The sequence below is a fragment of the Sphingobacterium sp. BIGb0165 genome, from assembly GCF_024810095.1.
GTDB classification, from domain to species: Bacteria; Bacteroidota; Bacteroidia; order Sphingobacteriales; family Sphingobacteriaceae; genus Sphingobacterium; species Sphingobacterium detergens.
On the sequence record NZ_JANUEB010000011.1, the window covers coordinates 171,103 to 187,614 of the forward strand.

11 protein-coding genes are annotated in these 16,512 nt (G+C 39.8%); 10 read left to right on the forward strand and 1 reads right to left on the reverse strand.

All coding sequences use genetic code 11. The features are described from left to right. Positions 1-48 precede the first annotated feature (48 nt). Positions 49-426, forward strand: a complete 378-nt coding sequence (locus M2408_RS23750) for a helix-turn-helix domain-containing protein (RefSeq protein WP_259187069.1) — start codon at positions 49-51, stop codon at positions 424-426. A gap of 125 nt (positions 427-551) precedes the next feature. Here the strand turns inward: M2408_RS23750 and M2408_RS23755 are convergent, their stop codons facing one another. Next, positions 552-1,019 (reverse strand): DinB family protein, encoded by a 468-nt coding sequence (locus M2408_RS23755; RefSeq protein ID WP_259187070.1) that lies wholly within the window; start codon positions 1,017-1,019, stop codon positions 552-554. Between the two features lie 202 nt (positions 1,020-1,221). On the opposite strand from M2408_RS23755, the gene M2408_RS23760 reads away from it, so the two are divergent. The 9 genes from M2408_RS23760 to M2408_RS23800 all read left to right on the forward strand — a co-directional run bounded on the left by M2408_RS23760 (position 1,222) and on the right by M2408_RS23800 (position 16,465). Further along, complete coding sequence (locus tag M2408_RS23760; protein ID WP_259187071.1) at positions 1,222-1,842, forward strand: RNA polymerase sigma factor; 621 nt, start codon at positions 1,222-1,224, stop codon at positions 1,840-1,842. A gap of 60 nt (positions 1,843-1,902) precedes the next feature. Next, a complete protein-coding gene (locus M2408_RS23765; protein WP_259187072.1) occupies positions 1,903-3,099 on the forward strand; it encodes a FecR family protein in 1,197 nt (398 codons plus the stop codon). 129 nt (positions 3,100-3,228) lie between these two features. After that, complete coding sequence (locus M2408_RS23770) at positions 3,229-6,696, forward strand: TonB-dependent receptor domain-containing protein (RefSeq protein WP_259187073.1); 3,468 nt, start codon at positions 3,229-3,231, stop codon at positions 6,694-6,696. A gap of 97 nt (positions 6,697-6,793) precedes the next feature. Further along, positions 6,794-8,434 carry a DUF4397 domain-containing protein gene (locus M2408_RS23775; protein WP_259187074.1) on the forward strand — a complete coding sequence of 547 codons (1,641 nt, stop codon included), beginning with the start codon at positions 6,794-6,796 and terminating at the stop codon, positions 8,432-8,434. Beyond that, a complete protein-coding gene (locus tag M2408_RS23780) occupies positions 8,434-9,639 on the forward strand; it encodes a hypothetical protein (protein ID WP_259187075.1) in 1,206 nt (401 codons plus the stop codon). The genes M2408_RS23775 and M2408_RS23780 overlap by 1 nt, the downstream gene beginning before the upstream one ends. Before the next feature lie 132 nt (positions 9,640-9,771). Beyond that, positions 9,772-10,776, forward strand: a complete 1,005-nt coding sequence (locus M2408_RS23785; RefSeq protein WP_259187076.1) for a fasciclin domain-containing protein — start codon at positions 9,772-9,774, stop codon at positions 10,774-10,776. Continuing rightward, positions 10,766-12,109, forward strand: a complete 1,344-nt coding sequence (locus tag M2408_RS23790; RefSeq protein ID WP_259187077.1) for a fasciclin domain-containing protein — start codon at positions 10,766-10,768, stop codon at positions 12,107-12,109. The genes M2408_RS23785 and M2408_RS23790 overlap by 11 nt, the downstream gene beginning before the upstream one ends. A gap of 4 nt (positions 12,110-12,113) precedes the next feature. After that, positions 12,114-13,112: a fasciclin domain-containing protein gene (locus tag M2408_RS23795; protein ID WP_259187078.1), complete on the forward strand. Its 999-nt coding sequence runs from the start codon at positions 12,114-12,116 to the stop codon at positions 13,110-13,112. Between the two features lie 101 nt (positions 13,113-13,213). After that, positions 13,214-16,465 carry a carboxypeptidase regulatory-like domain-containing protein gene (locus tag M2408_RS23800; RefSeq protein WP_259187079.1) on the forward strand — a complete coding sequence of 1,084 codons (3,252 nt, stop codon included), beginning with the start codon at positions 13,214-13,216 and terminating at the stop codon, positions 16,463-16,465. The last annotated feature ends 47 nt before the right edge of the window (positions 16,466-16,512 follow it).

Consider the following 16,512-nt stretch of genomic DNA (forward strand, 5'->3'; position numbering starts at 1 on the left):
ATATTTGTTGGTAGTTAACAAGTGGTAACTAGTAGTTTTGATAAATTAATGGGTAAAGTCATCGAAGAAAATACTGTAAGGGAAGCAAGCTGTGGTGAGGAACTACGTGCAATGCGTGATGCGTTGGATATTTTAGGTGGAAAATGGAAATTAATGATCCTCCGTTATTTAACGAACCGTGAGAAACAAGACATTCATTTTAAAAAAATGCAGCGGGAGATTCTTGGGATTTCAGCGAAGGTGTTGACTAAGGAACTGCGGGACCTTGAACAAAATTTATTGGTGTCACGTCAAGCAAGTGAAGAGCCTGTTCGGGTTTTCTATAAAATCACGAATTACGGGAAAAGTGTTGTTCCCGTTACTGAATCGTTGGTCGACTGGGGGTTGGAATACCGTGAAAAGATCAAACAGGAGCATTCAATCTAAGCCCAATGATATGATCTAAGCAGCTATGTCAATAGTAAGATCCATTTTTAGATTCTTTTAAAAATAATATGGGCTTGCTAACTGAACGTTGGGGATCAAAAAAACGAGGGAAAGTTCTTTACATTTCATTGGCTGATTATTTTCTTGATCAATACGATTTGTCCCAGATGATAGTAACTATGCTCAATCACGCCTTCCATATTCCTTAGATAGGAACCATATTTCTCATCAAAAAAAGGCTGGCTAAAAATTTCTGTATCAAATTGTTCAATTTTATCTGCGAAGCGCTCTGCATTTCTGATGAAATCAAGCCGGAGCTCTTCCCAATCGGCTTTGTTGGTTATTTCAGGTAAATCAAAACTGTATTTATCATTAATTTCCAGCTTTCCCGTTTCAAATGCGGCAAGTAATCCCTTTAAGTAATAATTGATGTGATAGGTGAGTGCGGCAATGGAATTTAAATTGTTGATCTTCAGGATAGCCTGTTCCCAACTGATATCTGCTAGTTGTTCTTGGTAGTTGGTATTTGCAATCCAATGACCATTTAATAAAACTTCTCTAAGTCTGCTTGCAATAAATAGCTGCTTTTCCATTTCCTGTTAAAATTTTCTATTGATTAGTGCTCCTTTGTTTTTGATAAAAAATTAGATTTTTTAAAGTAATGTCAGTATCGTAAGGTTTATATCATTTTTATAATTCTAATTTACATACAATTTTCTTATTCTTCATCTTGGGTTAATCTCTTGTTAATAAGACTTTTGTTTTTTTGTGCAAAGTCATTGTTACCAATATATCATGTTTGCACTAACCGGAAAAGATTTAAGAAATGTTTGGGATCAATTTGTAGAAGATGAATGTGAGGAATCCTTTTATACCTTATACAAACATTATTACCATTATCTTTCCTACTTGGGACTGAAAAAGAAAATGTCCATGCAGCGTATTCAGGATAGTGTCAATGATGTGTTTTTACATCTTTGGGAGAAAAAGAATGGCAATCGGCAAATACGTAATCATCATAATTATATTATTACGGTATTCTTTCGAAAGCTCTTTCGTAAAGAAACGCTTCAACTGACAGATTTGGATTTTTCGGAAGAGGTACACGATCCAGCTATCCATCAATCTGTCGAAGAGCAGTATATTCGTACCACAACAACAAATACTGTCGCACAATTGGTTCAGGAACATCTAGAGCAATTGGGAACGAAGCAACGTTTGGTAATTTATCAACGTTTTTTTCTTGACCTCTCTTATCAGGAAATTGCGGACGCCAATCAAGTTTCTATTCATACCATTTATAATACGATCTATAAATCGCTAGAAAAGATCAAAAATAATCTGTCTAGTGAACAAGAAGTCTTCCTTAAAGTAGCCGTAGGCCTACTTTCTTCATTTTTATTGATTTTTTCTTAAAAACAAGTAGTGAAAAAATGATGTCCATCGCTCTATTGGATAAATTACAATCAGAGCGGAATGGACGAACTTAATTTACGGGCCTTATTGCAAGATGAATCTTTTGTCAACTATTGCAGGAGAACAGAAAAAGAGGATATCGAGAAATGGGAAAAATGGCTGCAAAAATATCCAGAACATCAACAATCCATTGCGGAACTAAAGGAGACTATCTTGGCAATGGGATATTATGCCGGAGAGGTATCCGTTCAGGCAAATTACTTCCGTTTACAGCAACAGATAAAAAAGCATTCTAACCAGAACCGTTTTAAGGAAATTGGTAAAACCGTCTGGTTCAAAATTGCTGCTGCGGTACTTGCTGTAGGTACTGTTTCACTGTTTTTATTTCAACAACAAGCTCCTAAAGAAACAATAGAAATTGTCCAACATATTGGTTCTCCAGGACAAGATGCAGCACTGTTGACTTTAAAAGATGGTTCAGTAATTTCCTTAACTGACATTCGCAATGGGAGTGTCGTTGCACTTCAAGGGGGAGTGGAAATTCAGAAGAGCAAAAACGGTGAGTTGGTTTATAAGGCGGTAGAACAGGACGGTGCTGCAGCAGCGGCGGTCAATAAAATAACAACCAATCGGGGCAATCAATATCAAGTGATTTTGCCTGATGGATCTAAGGCTTTTCTGAATGCAAATTCCACTTTGACCTATCCATTGAAGTTTGCAAATGATGCGCGAAGTGTGCGTATGACGGGAGAGATCTATTTTGAGGTCGCAAAGATGGATAGGGGAACGGATGGGAAACGAATCCCTTTCTATGTGGAAACGGCAGAACAAAAAATCGAAGTACTCGGAACTCATTTCAATGTCAATGCCTATCAGGACGAACCCTATACCACAACAACACTGTTGGAGGGGAGCGTACGTGTGACTTCTTTAAAAATGAATGAATCTGTCCTATTGAAGCCGGGACAAAGAGCATTATTAAGTGAGCGGTTGCGTGTCGATGATATTGATATTTCTCAGGACGTCGCATGGATAGCGGGGGACTTTGTATTCAAGGGTGAAGAATTGGGTAGTTTACTACGTAAGATTTCAAGGTGGTACAATGTGGATGTGGAGTGTCCACAGCGGCTCAATAAACTCAAATTTGATGGTATGGTATCGCGTTCCCAACCGCTCTCTACCATCATGGACATGTTACAGACAACTGGGAAGGTAAAATTAACACTAAATGGAAGGAGGCTTATTGTGATAGATTGACCTATCTAATCTGCGATAAGCTGAATAAAAACAACCAAAGGTGCTGGTAACACCCTTGGTCAATGTGTTAAGCTTATCGATAACGTTGCGATTCAATAATCATCAAATAATATTAACTACAACAAATATATGAGTTTTTATCAATGCATGCGTGTTATGAAAATCACCATGGTATTTTTAACTTGTTTGTTGGTGAAAGTCAGTGCGTTTACTTATGGTCAACGGATTACACTCAACAGGCAAAATAGCAATATCCCAACTATTTTAAAAGAAATAAGGCAGCAGAGCGGCTATGATTTTTTTTATGATAACGGCTTATTTAATCGTGCAAAACCCGTTAATATCAGTCTCAAAAATGCAACTGTTGAGGATGCGTTAGATATCTGTTTTGCAGGACAACCATTTGGTTATGTCGTGAAAAATAAATTGGTTGTCGTGACGGCGTCGCCTTTGGTCCAGGAAAAACCAGCTTATGGATCACAACAGCAACTGCTTTCTGGACGGATAATAGACCAGGAGACAAAGCGGGCTTTGGCAAGTGTTTCCATCCGGGTTAAGGGAACATCGGGCGGGACAAATTCTGATGTCAATGGTAATTTCTCTTTGATGGTCGCTAAAAGTCCCGCAACATTGGTTGTTTCATATTTAGGCTATCAAACAAGAGAGCTGGAAGTCAAAGAAGGACAGGCAAACCTTGTTATCGGTTTAGCACCACTTGCAACAGCTCTGGAAGAGGTCACTGTTCAGGCGAGGCGCAAAGCTAATACCGAAACTGCAGTACTGGAGGAACGGAAGCGCTCATCTATTGTGCAAGACGCGATTTCTGCCGAATTGATCGAACGTACAGCAAGTATCACCACTACGCAAGCTTTACAACGTGTCACCGGGGTGACCGTAACGGATGATAAGTATATTGCAGTAAGGGGATTAGGAGATAGATCTGTGATCGGGCAATTGAATGGTGTACGATTGGCATCTTCCGATCCTGATCGTAGTGCTATCCCGCTGGATCTCGTTCCGGCTTCTCTTCTGGACAATATTACGGTATATAAAACAGTTACTCCAGATAAACCAGCGGATGCTGCTTCGGGTATTGTGGAACTGAAAACGAAATCTGTACCGGATAAAATGACATTCGAACTTATCGCCCAGACTGGTCTCAATTCGAATATTGGTCTAGGTGGTAATTACAATAGTTTTTGGAACAGTGAAATGGGAATATTCGGCACCCGAATTAACAAAAAGGATCTATCTTCTGATTTCCTGGATCTAGCGAAGCAATATCCCAATGGACTGAGCTCCATTCAAGACAGGATTTCCAACAGCAACTATAGTCCTTCCGGATATCAGGAAGTGAACCGCATCAATGGTATTATGAAAAGCTTTGATCCGGTAATGACTACACGATATCGCCGGGCACCTATGAATCAGTTATATTCAGCCACGTTTGGAAATAGCTACGACGTCTTTGGCAAACACAAATTGGGACTTGTTGTCGGCGGAAATTATTACCGAAGGATTTCTGATACTTATCAAGGTGAGTTGACACAATATAGCATCTACCAAGGTGTCGTGACAGGCAATCCAGATATATTTAGTTTTCGAAATATTCCCAATTATATCACACCCAATAGTTTGTTTATGGGGAAATATCAGACCTATAAAGAGAATACGGGAACGGAAACACTCAATTATGGTACGCTTGTCGGTGTTACTTATCGTTTCAGTACACAGCATGAAATCAGTATGCAATATTTGGGTAGCTGGGGCGGTGAGTCCATAGCCACCAATTTGAATGGACGTTATGAATATTCCGGATTACCCGGAGAAGTGAGAAGTACAATCCATTCTTTAAAACAGACTTTTCGGAATCTCAATACCTTTAATCTACAGGGAGAGCATAAATTTTTGAAAGATGGATTCTCTCCACGATTGAGTTATAACGTGGCAACTTCAAAATCCACGCAAAATGATCCAGATTTTAGATTTGTGAGCCTTGTTGATTATACACCTAGAGGTGGAGGATGGTATAGACGGCCCATTATCGGAGATCAAGCTGGATCTGATGATTATGTCTATTCTGAACACCTTTATGCACTTACATCGGGTTATGTCAACGGATTTGGAAATTATGGCATTATTCAGGCAGAGCCCAATGGTCGGAGATGGCGAAATTTAAATGAAGACAATTTTAATTCAAAAGCAGATTTAAATTTTCCTTTTAAGCTTTTTGGAGAGAAACAATTGCTAAAGACAGGTTTCAATTATTTGTTCAGAGATCGCAAATTTATGGAAAACCAATTGTTTTTACCGGGATCAAATTTTACAGGCAATAAATCCATTCCATTGTATGATGTTCAAGGAAACCTGGACCGCTTGGTCAGCAATGAAATCGTTGGTGTTGTGCTACCAAAGACAGGACAGGGGGAAGGAATGATGCCAATTGGAGGTTTCTTATATAATAGCCAAAAATCACCGAACAACTACAAAGGTTATTTTGAGACCAATGCACTTTATGGTATGTTGGATCTTAAAATTGCGGAACGGCTTCGTCTAGCGGGCGGTGTGCGATTTGAGATGACCAATATTGGATCTGCTGTAGATACAGCCAATGTATTTTTAGACCCAGCACTTACCGCAGCATCTCCAGATGGGACACGCATTCCTCTGGATCCAATCAATCCAAATTCTGTATACAAAACTGGTTACAAACCTTTTTATTCAGTCAACGCTACTTATACGCTCAACGATAATATGAATTTTCGTGGAGCTTTCAATACAACCTTGGCGAGACCAGAGTTGAGAGAGATTACGAATGTCTTTGAATTTGATGCCTTTCAAATGGGATTGGTCGTCGGTAATCCTAATCTGAAGAATCAATATACACAAAATGCGGATTTTCGTTGGGAATGGTTTCCCGAAAAGGGAGAGGTTATCGCTATTTCTGCTTTTGGAAAACGTATCGAGAATCAATTGGTCAAAGTTTTTAATTTAAAAACGGAGGGTCTGGCTGCAACTTATCCTGAATTTCCAACAATTCAATTTCAAAATGATGGTAATATCGGTAAAGTGTGGGGATTGGAGTTCGAAGTTGTGAAGAATCTAGGAACTTTATATGATCCTTTGAAAAATCTGTTTCTCGGTACCAACCTCTTGTTGGCACAAAGTGAGATAAAAAAATCTGCTGAACGTTATGAAGCAAATCGCTCCGTTGATCGGTACACGCCTAAAAATAGTCCATTATTCGAGCAAGCACCTTATTCCATCAATGCTTGGCTAAATTATGATAATGACAAATCGGGAACAGATTTGACCTTGACCTTCAACATGGTCGGAGAACGTCTGGTACAGATCAACTTGACAGGAGAACCGGATCTGTATACACAACCCGTACCTTATCTTGATTTTGTATTCTCACAAAAGCTTAATAGACGAATCTTATTTAAAGGCTATGCCAAAAATATCATTAATCCTGCAATAAAAACAGTTTATGCAAATCCACAAACAGGAGGGAAATGGTACGGAAATGAATACATCAACCGGAGCTACAAACGTGGTGCAGAAATTATGATCGGTTTTACCTATAACTTATTTTAATCTAATGAAAATCAACGTGTTTAAAAATAGATGCTGGTGGTTTTTAGGAATAACAGTTTTATGTTCGTTTTCTTTTGTCGCTTGTAAAAAAGAAAAGTTGGACGTTATTATCGACAACCGCCCTGTGACTGAAAATAGGTCAAATTCGAATTCGAGAATTGTTAACTTATTCGACTACAATCAGCTTATCGCTAATGGTGATAGCCTGACTAATTTTGTGGTATTACATCCGTTGCTTCCGGGTAATCATAAATACCCAGGCACATCGTATTTCCCAACGGATGGACGCTTAGGGAAAATATGGCCCATTCCACAAGAGCTTTTCAACCAGAAGGAAGAAGCCGAATTGAGCTTTTCCGCTCGTTATTATGCTGGTTTTGGCTTAAATCATGACCTCAAAGTCAATGTGAATAATAGTTATGAGATGCCCAAAGACTATTTTTTGCTGCCGACGATGTTCATGAATGGTCAACCTGATGTTGTCTCCTTAGAGCGGAGCGCTACTAGCCCAAGTAAACCCGATCATTTCAAGATTAGGATTGTAAATCTAGCTGGAGCAATTAAAAATCCCCCCAGCGGATTGACGGGGCCTCAGGAGAATTTGGTTGGAGCGATATCATTGGCTTATGCCGATGGTGCTTTGGTCAGCCCAAAGACGAATACAATATCTGTTGCTCAGAAGGCCTCAGAATATATCGAATTACCTTATGGGACTTATCAATTCAAGGTATTGCTTCAGGATGGGAGACCACTTCCGGCATTAGGGACGGAACGATATGAGTATGGTCTTATTGATTTACCGACTTCTACTATTCCTGAAAATCATGCTAAGTCAACTAACCTGGTCTATGCACCAATTCAGAATTTTCAACCCGGTGGAGTGTATACGATTGTAGTTGCTCCACAGAAATTTAATTACATCTCCAATGAATTGGACGAAACAGTGAATATCTATCAAAATTCGTTTCAAATTATTACAGATATTGCAGCACCAGTAAACCAAAGTTATCTTCGGATACAGGGAGTCAATGCCTACAAAGATCAGCCCATCGGGTTTAGGATCGATGGGAAAACACTCGCATCGGGGCTTGATTTTGGAAAAGTGAGTACTTATGGTGTTTTTACCCAAAAACAGTATACGATTGAGGCAATTGACAATTCAGGAAATGTACTTGCTTCCTTAAATCAGGATTTACGGAGCAACCAAAACTATACAGTTTGGCTCCATCCCGATCAAAATGGAAAAGCTCAACTGTTGCTGATTGCCAATGATCTTAGTGGTACACTTCCATTACCGGCAGAAGATGATGGTACTTATAGTAGACTCGCTTTTAAGTTTTTCTTTTTCAATCGTTTCTTAAATCTATCTATCGGGAACCCCTATATCACGTTTACGCTTCCAAATGGACAGCCTATTGGAAATAGTTCGAATGCGAATCTTCAACCTGGTATTCCTTCGCTGAATATGCCTTACACAAATATGAACGCGATGATGAAAGCATATGAGATTATGGCCTACCGATCTAAGCCCGATGTGGTACCCGGTGTGTGGGCTGAAGATATCGATGTACTGAAATCAACTGACTTTATCGCAGATAAATCGCTTTATACAAAAATCAAAAGAGCATTACCTGCTCACGAACCGGGAATTTATACCGTAGCATTAATTGGAAAAAGCGGAGCTGGAGCATCTACTAAAGAGAAAGCTAGAATGATCATTATCAAACATAATAAATAATGAAAAGACAAAGAATACTACATTGTGTAAGCGTGTTGGGCATTTTTCTCATCCTGTTGACGGGCTGTACCAAAATCGATTATACACAGATCGCTGAGCCCGCTTACCTCCGGGTTTTTAATAATATCAACTATGTACAGACCATGGGAAGCAAAGATGACAAGGTTCCTTATTTCTGTATGCTTATCAATCCGAAGACCGGAGCTGATGGAAAGTTTACCGGAGCAGAAATTGTCGGTGATTTTTTGGACAAACGGGATCCTTATGCGCCACCCTATCCTTCACATATCGGTAACAGTAATAGTCTAAGTAATCCGGAATATCCGGGAAAAGAGAATGTATTGGTTGGCCCAATCTTAAACGGATTTGATCTGAGTAGCTGGGCACAGATTCCATCTGGAGAGGTTCGTGTTGTATTCGCTTATCGCCCCAAAAATACAGTTCCATTCTTTGAATTGGAAGAACGCTTAAAAAATGACATACTGATAGATACGGTAATCAATCTGCAAAGCAAAGAAGTCTACACACTGCATCTCCTGCAAAAAGATTTTGTCAAAAAAGATCACGGGATTTTATTGCGGCAGGAGAACTTCTATAAACTTCCCTTATCCGATTCATTGGTCTACGTCAACTTCTATAACATGAGTGCCAAAGGCTTTTGGGAGGCTGATGCCAATTTAAAAGATGATGATTACAAACTGGCAAGTTTTAAGTATGGGATCAAGGATGAAATGAATGTGTTTATGTCACTTTATGAAAGCCAGGAAGAGTTGAGCCATTATGCCGCCACAGTAAAAGGCTACCGTGGTAAATTTATGACGACGGTCAAACGCAATACAAGCACGAATGCTGTAAGTCCTTATGTGAGTTTTCCGCTATGGGCAAGTAATAAAGCAAACGGTATCCGAACTGATATATGGCAACGATTTGATTTTTTTGCACTTGGAATGAATCCCGTGACAAATCCCTTTTATGATAGTGACAGCAATACAGGAAGCAATTGGGCGGTACTCAACTGCCTTTTAAATGGAAAGGTTAGATTAACAAGTAATGAGAATGGAACGTTGCTTCCAAACCTACTGGTCAATGTGCATTCAGGAAAAGACAATCCGCACACTTTTGCGACGGTCAATACGATTGAAGTTGTCAATGGACGAGTATACTTAACGACGATACAACGAAAATATGCACCGCCTATCTATTAAACATAAGCTGAAATGAATCGAACAAATAATTGCGAAATAAAATATAAGATGTCTCAGATGAAGTGCTTAGGTTGCTTTTTTGTATGCCTGTTTATTTCTATCCTACAAAGTTGTAAACATGACAATCTTACTATGCCTGTGCCGAATGAAAATATACGGCCAGCAGCGGATTTTATTCATAATAATTATGAAATGCGTCTCTTTAATGCTGCACTCCAAAAGACAGGATTGACTGCAGAACTCAATGGAGAAGGGCCATTTACTGTCCTTGTACCCAATGATCTTGCGTTTAATGAAATAGGGATATTTCGTCCGACAGATTTTGACAAGATGAATAAAGATAGTCTGCGACGAATCATTGCCTACCATATTCTTCCCCGACGTCTTTACTTACGCGATATTCCGAGCAACTCTGTCGATTTTCGGTATGCAACACGTGAAGGATCGGAATTATATGCATCCTTAGGCTCGCTCACACCAGGCGCAACTGCGCCGACCAACATGTTGTTTTTCAGTGGTGCAAAGGCAATCCGTAAAGATGTGGTTTTATCTAACGGTGTGTTGCATGTGCTCGATAAGTTGATGAAGCCACAGTTCGAAAAAAATATTCAGGATTGGCTGAGTGATAAGAAGGAATATGCAGTGTTTGTCGCTGGGCTGAAGAAGTTTGGCCTGTGGGATCAACTGGCTCAAAAAGGACCATTTACAGTATTTGCGCCAACAAATGAAGCTTTGGAAAAACGAGGGGTAACGATGAGTTTTTTGGAGGGTGCTGATCCTGAACAATATGTAGGCGAGGTGCTCTTTGGTGCCTATATCATGTATGATAAACATTTTTTTATATCGGATTCACAGGTATTCACCATTATTAATTCGAATGGTTCTTACAAATACCACTTAAAAGATAAAGTTCATTACATGGAATATTTTGCGGATGAAGCTTATCCAACATGGAAATTGAGTTACAATATGAGGCTCAGGAGCAACGATATGTTTAATTCGATTATCCTGGCCGATATAACCTATTCGGTAGCTGCCAGGATGGATTATCTATGCAGTAACGGTGTGGTACACGATTTAGATAAGGGGCTGGTAAGCCCTGATCAGGCTATTAAAAAGGAAGAAAATGAAAAATAAATCAATCAGGGGCACGCGATATATTTTACTGATTTGGGCGATAAGTTTACTCGTCATGTCCTCTTGTAGTAAGACCGAATTTATGCCTGATCTTATGGGAGAACAGGTGCCTTATCAAAATGAGGCAACACAGGATCTTAGTCAATTGTTGGCAAAACGTAGCGATGCAAAAGTATTTTTAGCAGCATGGCAGAAAAGCAACATACTAACACTCATTAAAGCTGAGGGCATTCATACGAAAGTTACCATTTTGGTTCCAACTGATAATGCACTGAAGCAAGCAGGAATAACTGCGGAGGCCATTCAAAAAATGACAAAGGAAGAGCTTACTGACTTTATCCAGTTTTACTGCTTTTGGGGTGAGTTTGATCAGACTAAACTTGGTCAATATAGCCTGATGGTGCGCTCAATGTTAAAAAATTCAAAATACCGGGTTCCATTTTATGATAACGAGGAACCTGTGGGAAGACGTTATGACTTATATTATTATAGACATTATCTGGCAGTAAAAGACGGAAATCTGCTTGTCAATGGTAAGTCTGTAGGAAAATTAAGCTATGAGCCAGCAACAAATGGCGGTATTTATTTCATGGAGAAATTTGTTCAAAAACCTACTATGACAACTCTGGAAGCTTTAATTGCTGATGGAAGATTTACTTTTTTTATTGAATCACAACGTTTGGCCGATGATGCTTTTTTTGAGAAGATGTTAAATGATATTGAGCCACTGATGGGCTATCGGATGACAAAAGAAGAATTTTTGAGTTATTACCCTGGTGTCAGATATCCCTATAAAAATGACTGGGAAGCAAACATGGAACCAAATCATGAAGAAATAGCCAATATGACCCTGACAACATTATTTGCGCCTACGGATGATGCATTTAAACGTGCGGGTTTTAACAGTGTGGAGGAAATTTTAGCATTCAATGCTAAGCGAGGTGATGTCAGGTTTGATGATTTATATTTTGAACCACGAGGAGCATATCCAACAGATACCCTGTTTAACTATCATCGCAATTGGGGACGGTTGTTTGGAACAAAAGATCCGGCCTACGGTCTTGCCATATCTAACAATACCGTATTCTACAGCAACGATCTGGATCCGGTGCTGCTAAATGATTATTATATCAACATCGGCGGTTCGGGACAGGTTCAATATGCTTATAAGATGCCATTTGCTTTCTCTCGAAATTCGAACCAGAACCAGATGAAGATCAAAAATGCGGAGCAGCTACCAGTCAATATTGTGGAATCGGATATCAATACCCTTAATGGACCTATCCATGTACTTGATAATTTGTTAATTCCGAAGGGATTCAAACTTAAATAAAGAAATGAAACAATATCAATTTAGCTATTACACGTACTGTATACTTGTACTGCTAGGCAGCCTGGTATTTGCCTGTAAAAAGGATGATAATGCGGTTAGCTTTGACAACAACAGCGTCAATTTTGTTGTTGCTGATAATTTTAATTTATCTGCATTTAATGCCGCATTGCGTGTAAGCAACATGGATAAGGAGCTGAAGACAGGAAAGGGACCTTATACATTGCTGGCACCATCGGATGATGCTTTCTCCAAAGCTGGCTATCCTAGTGTCGTCAAAATATTATCTGAGCGTGCGGCAATAATTTCCAATATCGCCTATTATCACATATTGGACGGAAAATATGAATTGGATAAACTTCCATTTCTATTTAATCAAGAACTAAAGACACGTAAAGGTAAAGTCTATGCGACACATTGGGTCAAGGGTGCTGATACGGTACTTACATTAAATGGTGCCCGTGTATTGACTCAAAATTTACCAGCTTCAAATGGATTGATACAAGTGCTTGATCGTGTCATGACGCCTTATGTCCATGATAAGATTGTGGATGCAATCAATGCGGATGCAAGTATCAGCATATTTGCCAGGGCAATTAAAAGGTCTGCTGTGCTATCGGATAAAGTCAATCAAGGGCCTTATACCATCTTTGCACCGACGAATGCAGCAATGGCACAGATGGGATTTACTTCAATACAAGAAATTGAAAAGATTGGGGTAGCCGAATTGAAGCAAGTGGTCAATTACCATATCGTTCGTGACCGCCGCTTTGTGTACGATTATATCTTAAGTACAGGTAATACAAATGTATCTAAACAAACGATGCTGGACGGGAATAACGTACAGATTAGATTGATCCCTAATGCAAATTCTCCGGGGGCATTTAGTGGTATAGCACTTCGTGGTCTGGGCAATACCAGTGATGTCTTGTTACAAAAGCAGGATATATTAACTGGTGATGGGGTACTGCATATTGTCGATCAATGCTTGCGGATTACACAATAATAAAAAAGTTTTATCTCACGATTTAAGGAAAAACAGAAATGAATAAATATCAATATGGCAGTATTTATATAGGACGGTCAACCAAGATCAGCTGTATAATAATGTCAGCACTTAAATTAATTTTCCTCTTTTTATTTCTTTTGCAGGGGTTCGTTTCTTCAGCACAGGAAACCTCAGGTGCAATCACAGGAAAGGTACAAAATAGTGGCGGGAACGCTGTGGAGAAAGCAACAGTCACTGTTGTACATACACCTACGGGGACGCGTTATGTACAGTCCACGGATAAAGATGGACGTTTTACATTAAATAATATTCGTATTGGTGGACCATATATAGTAGATGTAAGCAGTGTGGGGCTACAGGCCGATCACAGGGAAAATATCTTCGTACGTCTGGGAGAGGCCTTGCAGGTTGATTTTATCTTAGAACAACGTACCGAAACACTGGGTGAGGTGGTTATAACGGGCCGAAAAAGGGATGCTAGGGTCGGTACGGTTGGAACAGGAAATCATATCAGCAGTGAGCAGGTACGGAATATGCCGACAGCCAATCGTTCGATTACAGATGTGACAAGGCTAACACCTCAGGGTAGCCGGGACAATAGCTTCGGTGGAACCAATTTCAGGTATAACAACGTGACGGTGGACGGAGCCATCAACAATGATGCAATAGGTTTTAGCCCCTCTCTAGGAGGACAGACCGGTACTTCCGGAATGGCAGGAAGCAGTACACGGACCAATCCAATCTCTATCGATGCCATTCAGGATATGCAGGTGTATCTAGCTCCCTATGATGTCAAAATTGGAAATTTTACAGGTGGATCGGTCAATGCCGTGACAAGGAGTGGTACAAACAAGGTCGAAGGTTCGGTTTATGCTTTCGGACGTAATGCTGCATTAACAGGGAAGGATCGTGTGGGAACTTTAGGGAAAATGAGTAAGGACTTCTATGATTATCAGACGGGATTTCGAATTGGTTTTCCTTTGATTAAGGATAAATTATTCTTTTTCAGTAACGAAGAGATCACACGACGTCAAGACCCTACACAGCTACGTGTGGGAACGGTTGAAACGGCACATATTCTGGATCAAGCCGATGTAGAGGCAATAAAAACAGCAGCTCAGTCACGTTATGGAGATATTTTTAATATCGGAACAGCTGACAATTATACCAACTGGTCACGTTCAACAAAATTTTTTAATCGTTTGGACTGGAATATCAATGCACAGCACCAATTGGCGGTTCGTAACAATACCATCTTTAGCAAAGCGACACATATGGACAGGGATCAACAAGATTTTCGTTTCAGTGGAATGGCATTTGAACAAGAGAATAACCAAACCAGTACTGTTGCAGAATTAAAGAGCAGATTTAGTAACAATCTTTCCTCCAATGTTGTAGTGGGATATACGCAAGTGAATGACCGCCGTGATCCGTTGAGTGATCCTTCTTTGCCTCAGGTGCAGATTCAGGGACGTACACCGGGTACGACGATCTATCTTGGGACCGATCGTGAAGCCAGTATTTTTAATATGCGACAAGGGACTTGGGAGATTACGGCTAATCTGAATTGGACGAAAGGCAGACACAAGTTTTTGATCGGAACGCATAATGAACTTTATCGTATCCGGTATGGCTTTGTCAACAGTTGGAATGGTCGTGTTGATTATAATAGTATTGCGGATTTTGTTACCAATGTACCGTATCGTGTACGAGGTAGCTATAATTATACGGACAATAGTCGATCGTATATCTTAGATCACCCTGCTGCAGATTTTTCGGTCAATATGTACAGTCTCTACCTCCAGGATGAGATCCGTGTGAATGATCATTTCCAAATTATCCCCGGACTTAGAGCAGATTTAGCGAGCCTACCAGATATGCCAACCTTAAGCGATAAAGTCAAAGACATGTGGGCTGATCCTGGTTTCGGAACCAGTTATACATATACCCCTACCAATCGCCTGAAAAATGAGTTTTTAAATAAAATTCAACTTTCTCCCCGAATTGGATTTCGTTGGGAAGCGATGGACAATAAACAATTGATCATTAGAGGGGGAGCTGGGTTATTTACCGGACGCATACCGTTTGCTTGGCTTGCCTATGCTTATTACAATACAGGCGATAGCTATGGCGCATTTGATCAAAAAGCTGATCAAAAACCTTTCGCGCCAGGATCTGATCCCATTAAACCTAGTCCAAATGGAATTGGAGATTTTATTGCGCAAAATGGTGCTATAATCCATGATCCAAGTACCGGGAAAACACAGGTAGATTTAGTTGATAATGATTTTGTACTTCCACAAGTTCTCCGGTCAAGTTTAGGCATAGATTACCAGGCAGAAGGCTGGAAGTTTACAGTGGAAGGTATTTATACAAAAAATATAAAAGATGTATTGTTTCAGCAATTGAACAATAAAGACAATCCGTTGTGGTATGGTTACGATGTCAACAAGCAACAACCGGTTTATAACGGCACTGTAGATAATCGTTTTTCAAATGTTTACTTATTGAGCAATACCAATCAAGGTTATCGGTATAGCCTAACCGGTACGATAGGGAAAACCATCAAGGAAAAGTTGAATGCGACTTTGAGTTACACCTATGGTCAATCCAAGGATTTGAGCAATGGTGTCCGTAACTCTATGGAAAGTAACTGGCAGCTCAATCAATCATTGATTCCGAACAATCCAAAATTGGCCTACAGTAATTTCGATATACGTCATCGTATCGTTTCAAGTATAAATTATGAGCAAGTATGGCACAGTGCTGGGCGGACAAGTTTTACCTTATATTTTAGTGCACAATCAGGTAGCCCATTTACCTATGGTATTGTCAACAATAGTATCCAAGGCTTGCCACAGCAGGTCAGTTTGGTTTACATTCCGAGACAGACAGAGGCAATACATTATTTCAAGGATATTGCCGGTGGAATGTCCGCTCAACAACAGGCAGACGCTTTTAATAAATTTATTGATGGTAACGCGTACCTGAGCTCCCGCAGAGGTGATTTTACAGAACGAAACATGGGACGTACGCCATGGAATCTGCAGGCTGATCTACGTGTTGCACATGATTTTTTTGTTCAAAAGTCAAAAAAGCAATTTATCACCTTTTCGGTGGATGTCATGAATTTGACAAATCTGATTTATAGAAAATGGGGCGTTCAATACTTCTCGCCAAATACGTTTAATTCGACGAGTAGTGTAGGGTTGACGCCGTCATTGTTTCCACCGAGGCAAAATGCGGATAACTGGCCTGTATTTACATTCAGCGATCCGGGCCAACCCTATAGCATAGATTATTTTAACTCAAGGGCGCAGATACAGTGTGGCGTTCGCTATACTTTCTAATTTAAAAGGTGCTATAATGGTAGTTATCGTAAAGAGTGAAACAATGA

Bases quoted from the DNA above. Each gene is read 5' to 3' on its own strand.
- M2408_RS23750 (WP_259187069.1), top strand. From the start codon at position 49: ATGGGTAAAGTCATCGAAGAAAATACTGTAAGGGAAGCAAGCTGTGGT.
- M2408_RS23785 (WP_259187076.1), top strand. From the start codon at position 9,772: ATGCCTGTGCCGAATGAAAATATACGGCCAGCAGCGGATTTTATTCAT.
- M2408_RS23795 (WP_259187078.1), top strand. From the start codon at position 12,114: ATGAAACAATATCAATTTAGCTATTACACGTACTGTATACTTGTACTG.
- M2408_RS23800 (WP_259187079.1), top strand. From the start codon at position 13,214: ATGTCAGCACTTAAATTAATTTTCCTCTTTTTATTTCTTTTGCAGGGG.
- M2408_RS23755 (WP_259187070.1), bottom strand. From the start codon at position 1,019: ATGGAAAAGCAGCTATTTATTGCAAGCAGACTTAGAGAAGTTTTATTA.
- M2408_RS23790 (WP_259187077.1), top strand. From the start codon at position 10,766: ATGAAAAATAAATCAATCAGGGGCACGCGATATATTTTACTGATTTGG.
- M2408_RS23780 (WP_259187075.1), top strand. From the start codon at position 8,434: ATGAAAAGACAAAGAATACTACATTGTGTAAGCGTGTTGGGCATTTTT.
- M2408_RS23760 (WP_259187071.1), top strand. From the start codon at position 1,222: ATGTTTGCACTAACCGGAAAAGATTTAAGAAATGTTTGGGATCAATTT.
- M2408_RS23765 (WP_259187072.1), top strand. From the start codon at position 1,903: ATGGACGAACTTAATTTACGGGCCTTATTGCAAGATGAATCTTTTGTC.
- M2408_RS23770 (WP_259187073.1), top strand. From the start codon at position 3,229: ATGAGTTTTTATCAATGCATGCGTGTTATGAAAATCACCATGGTATTT.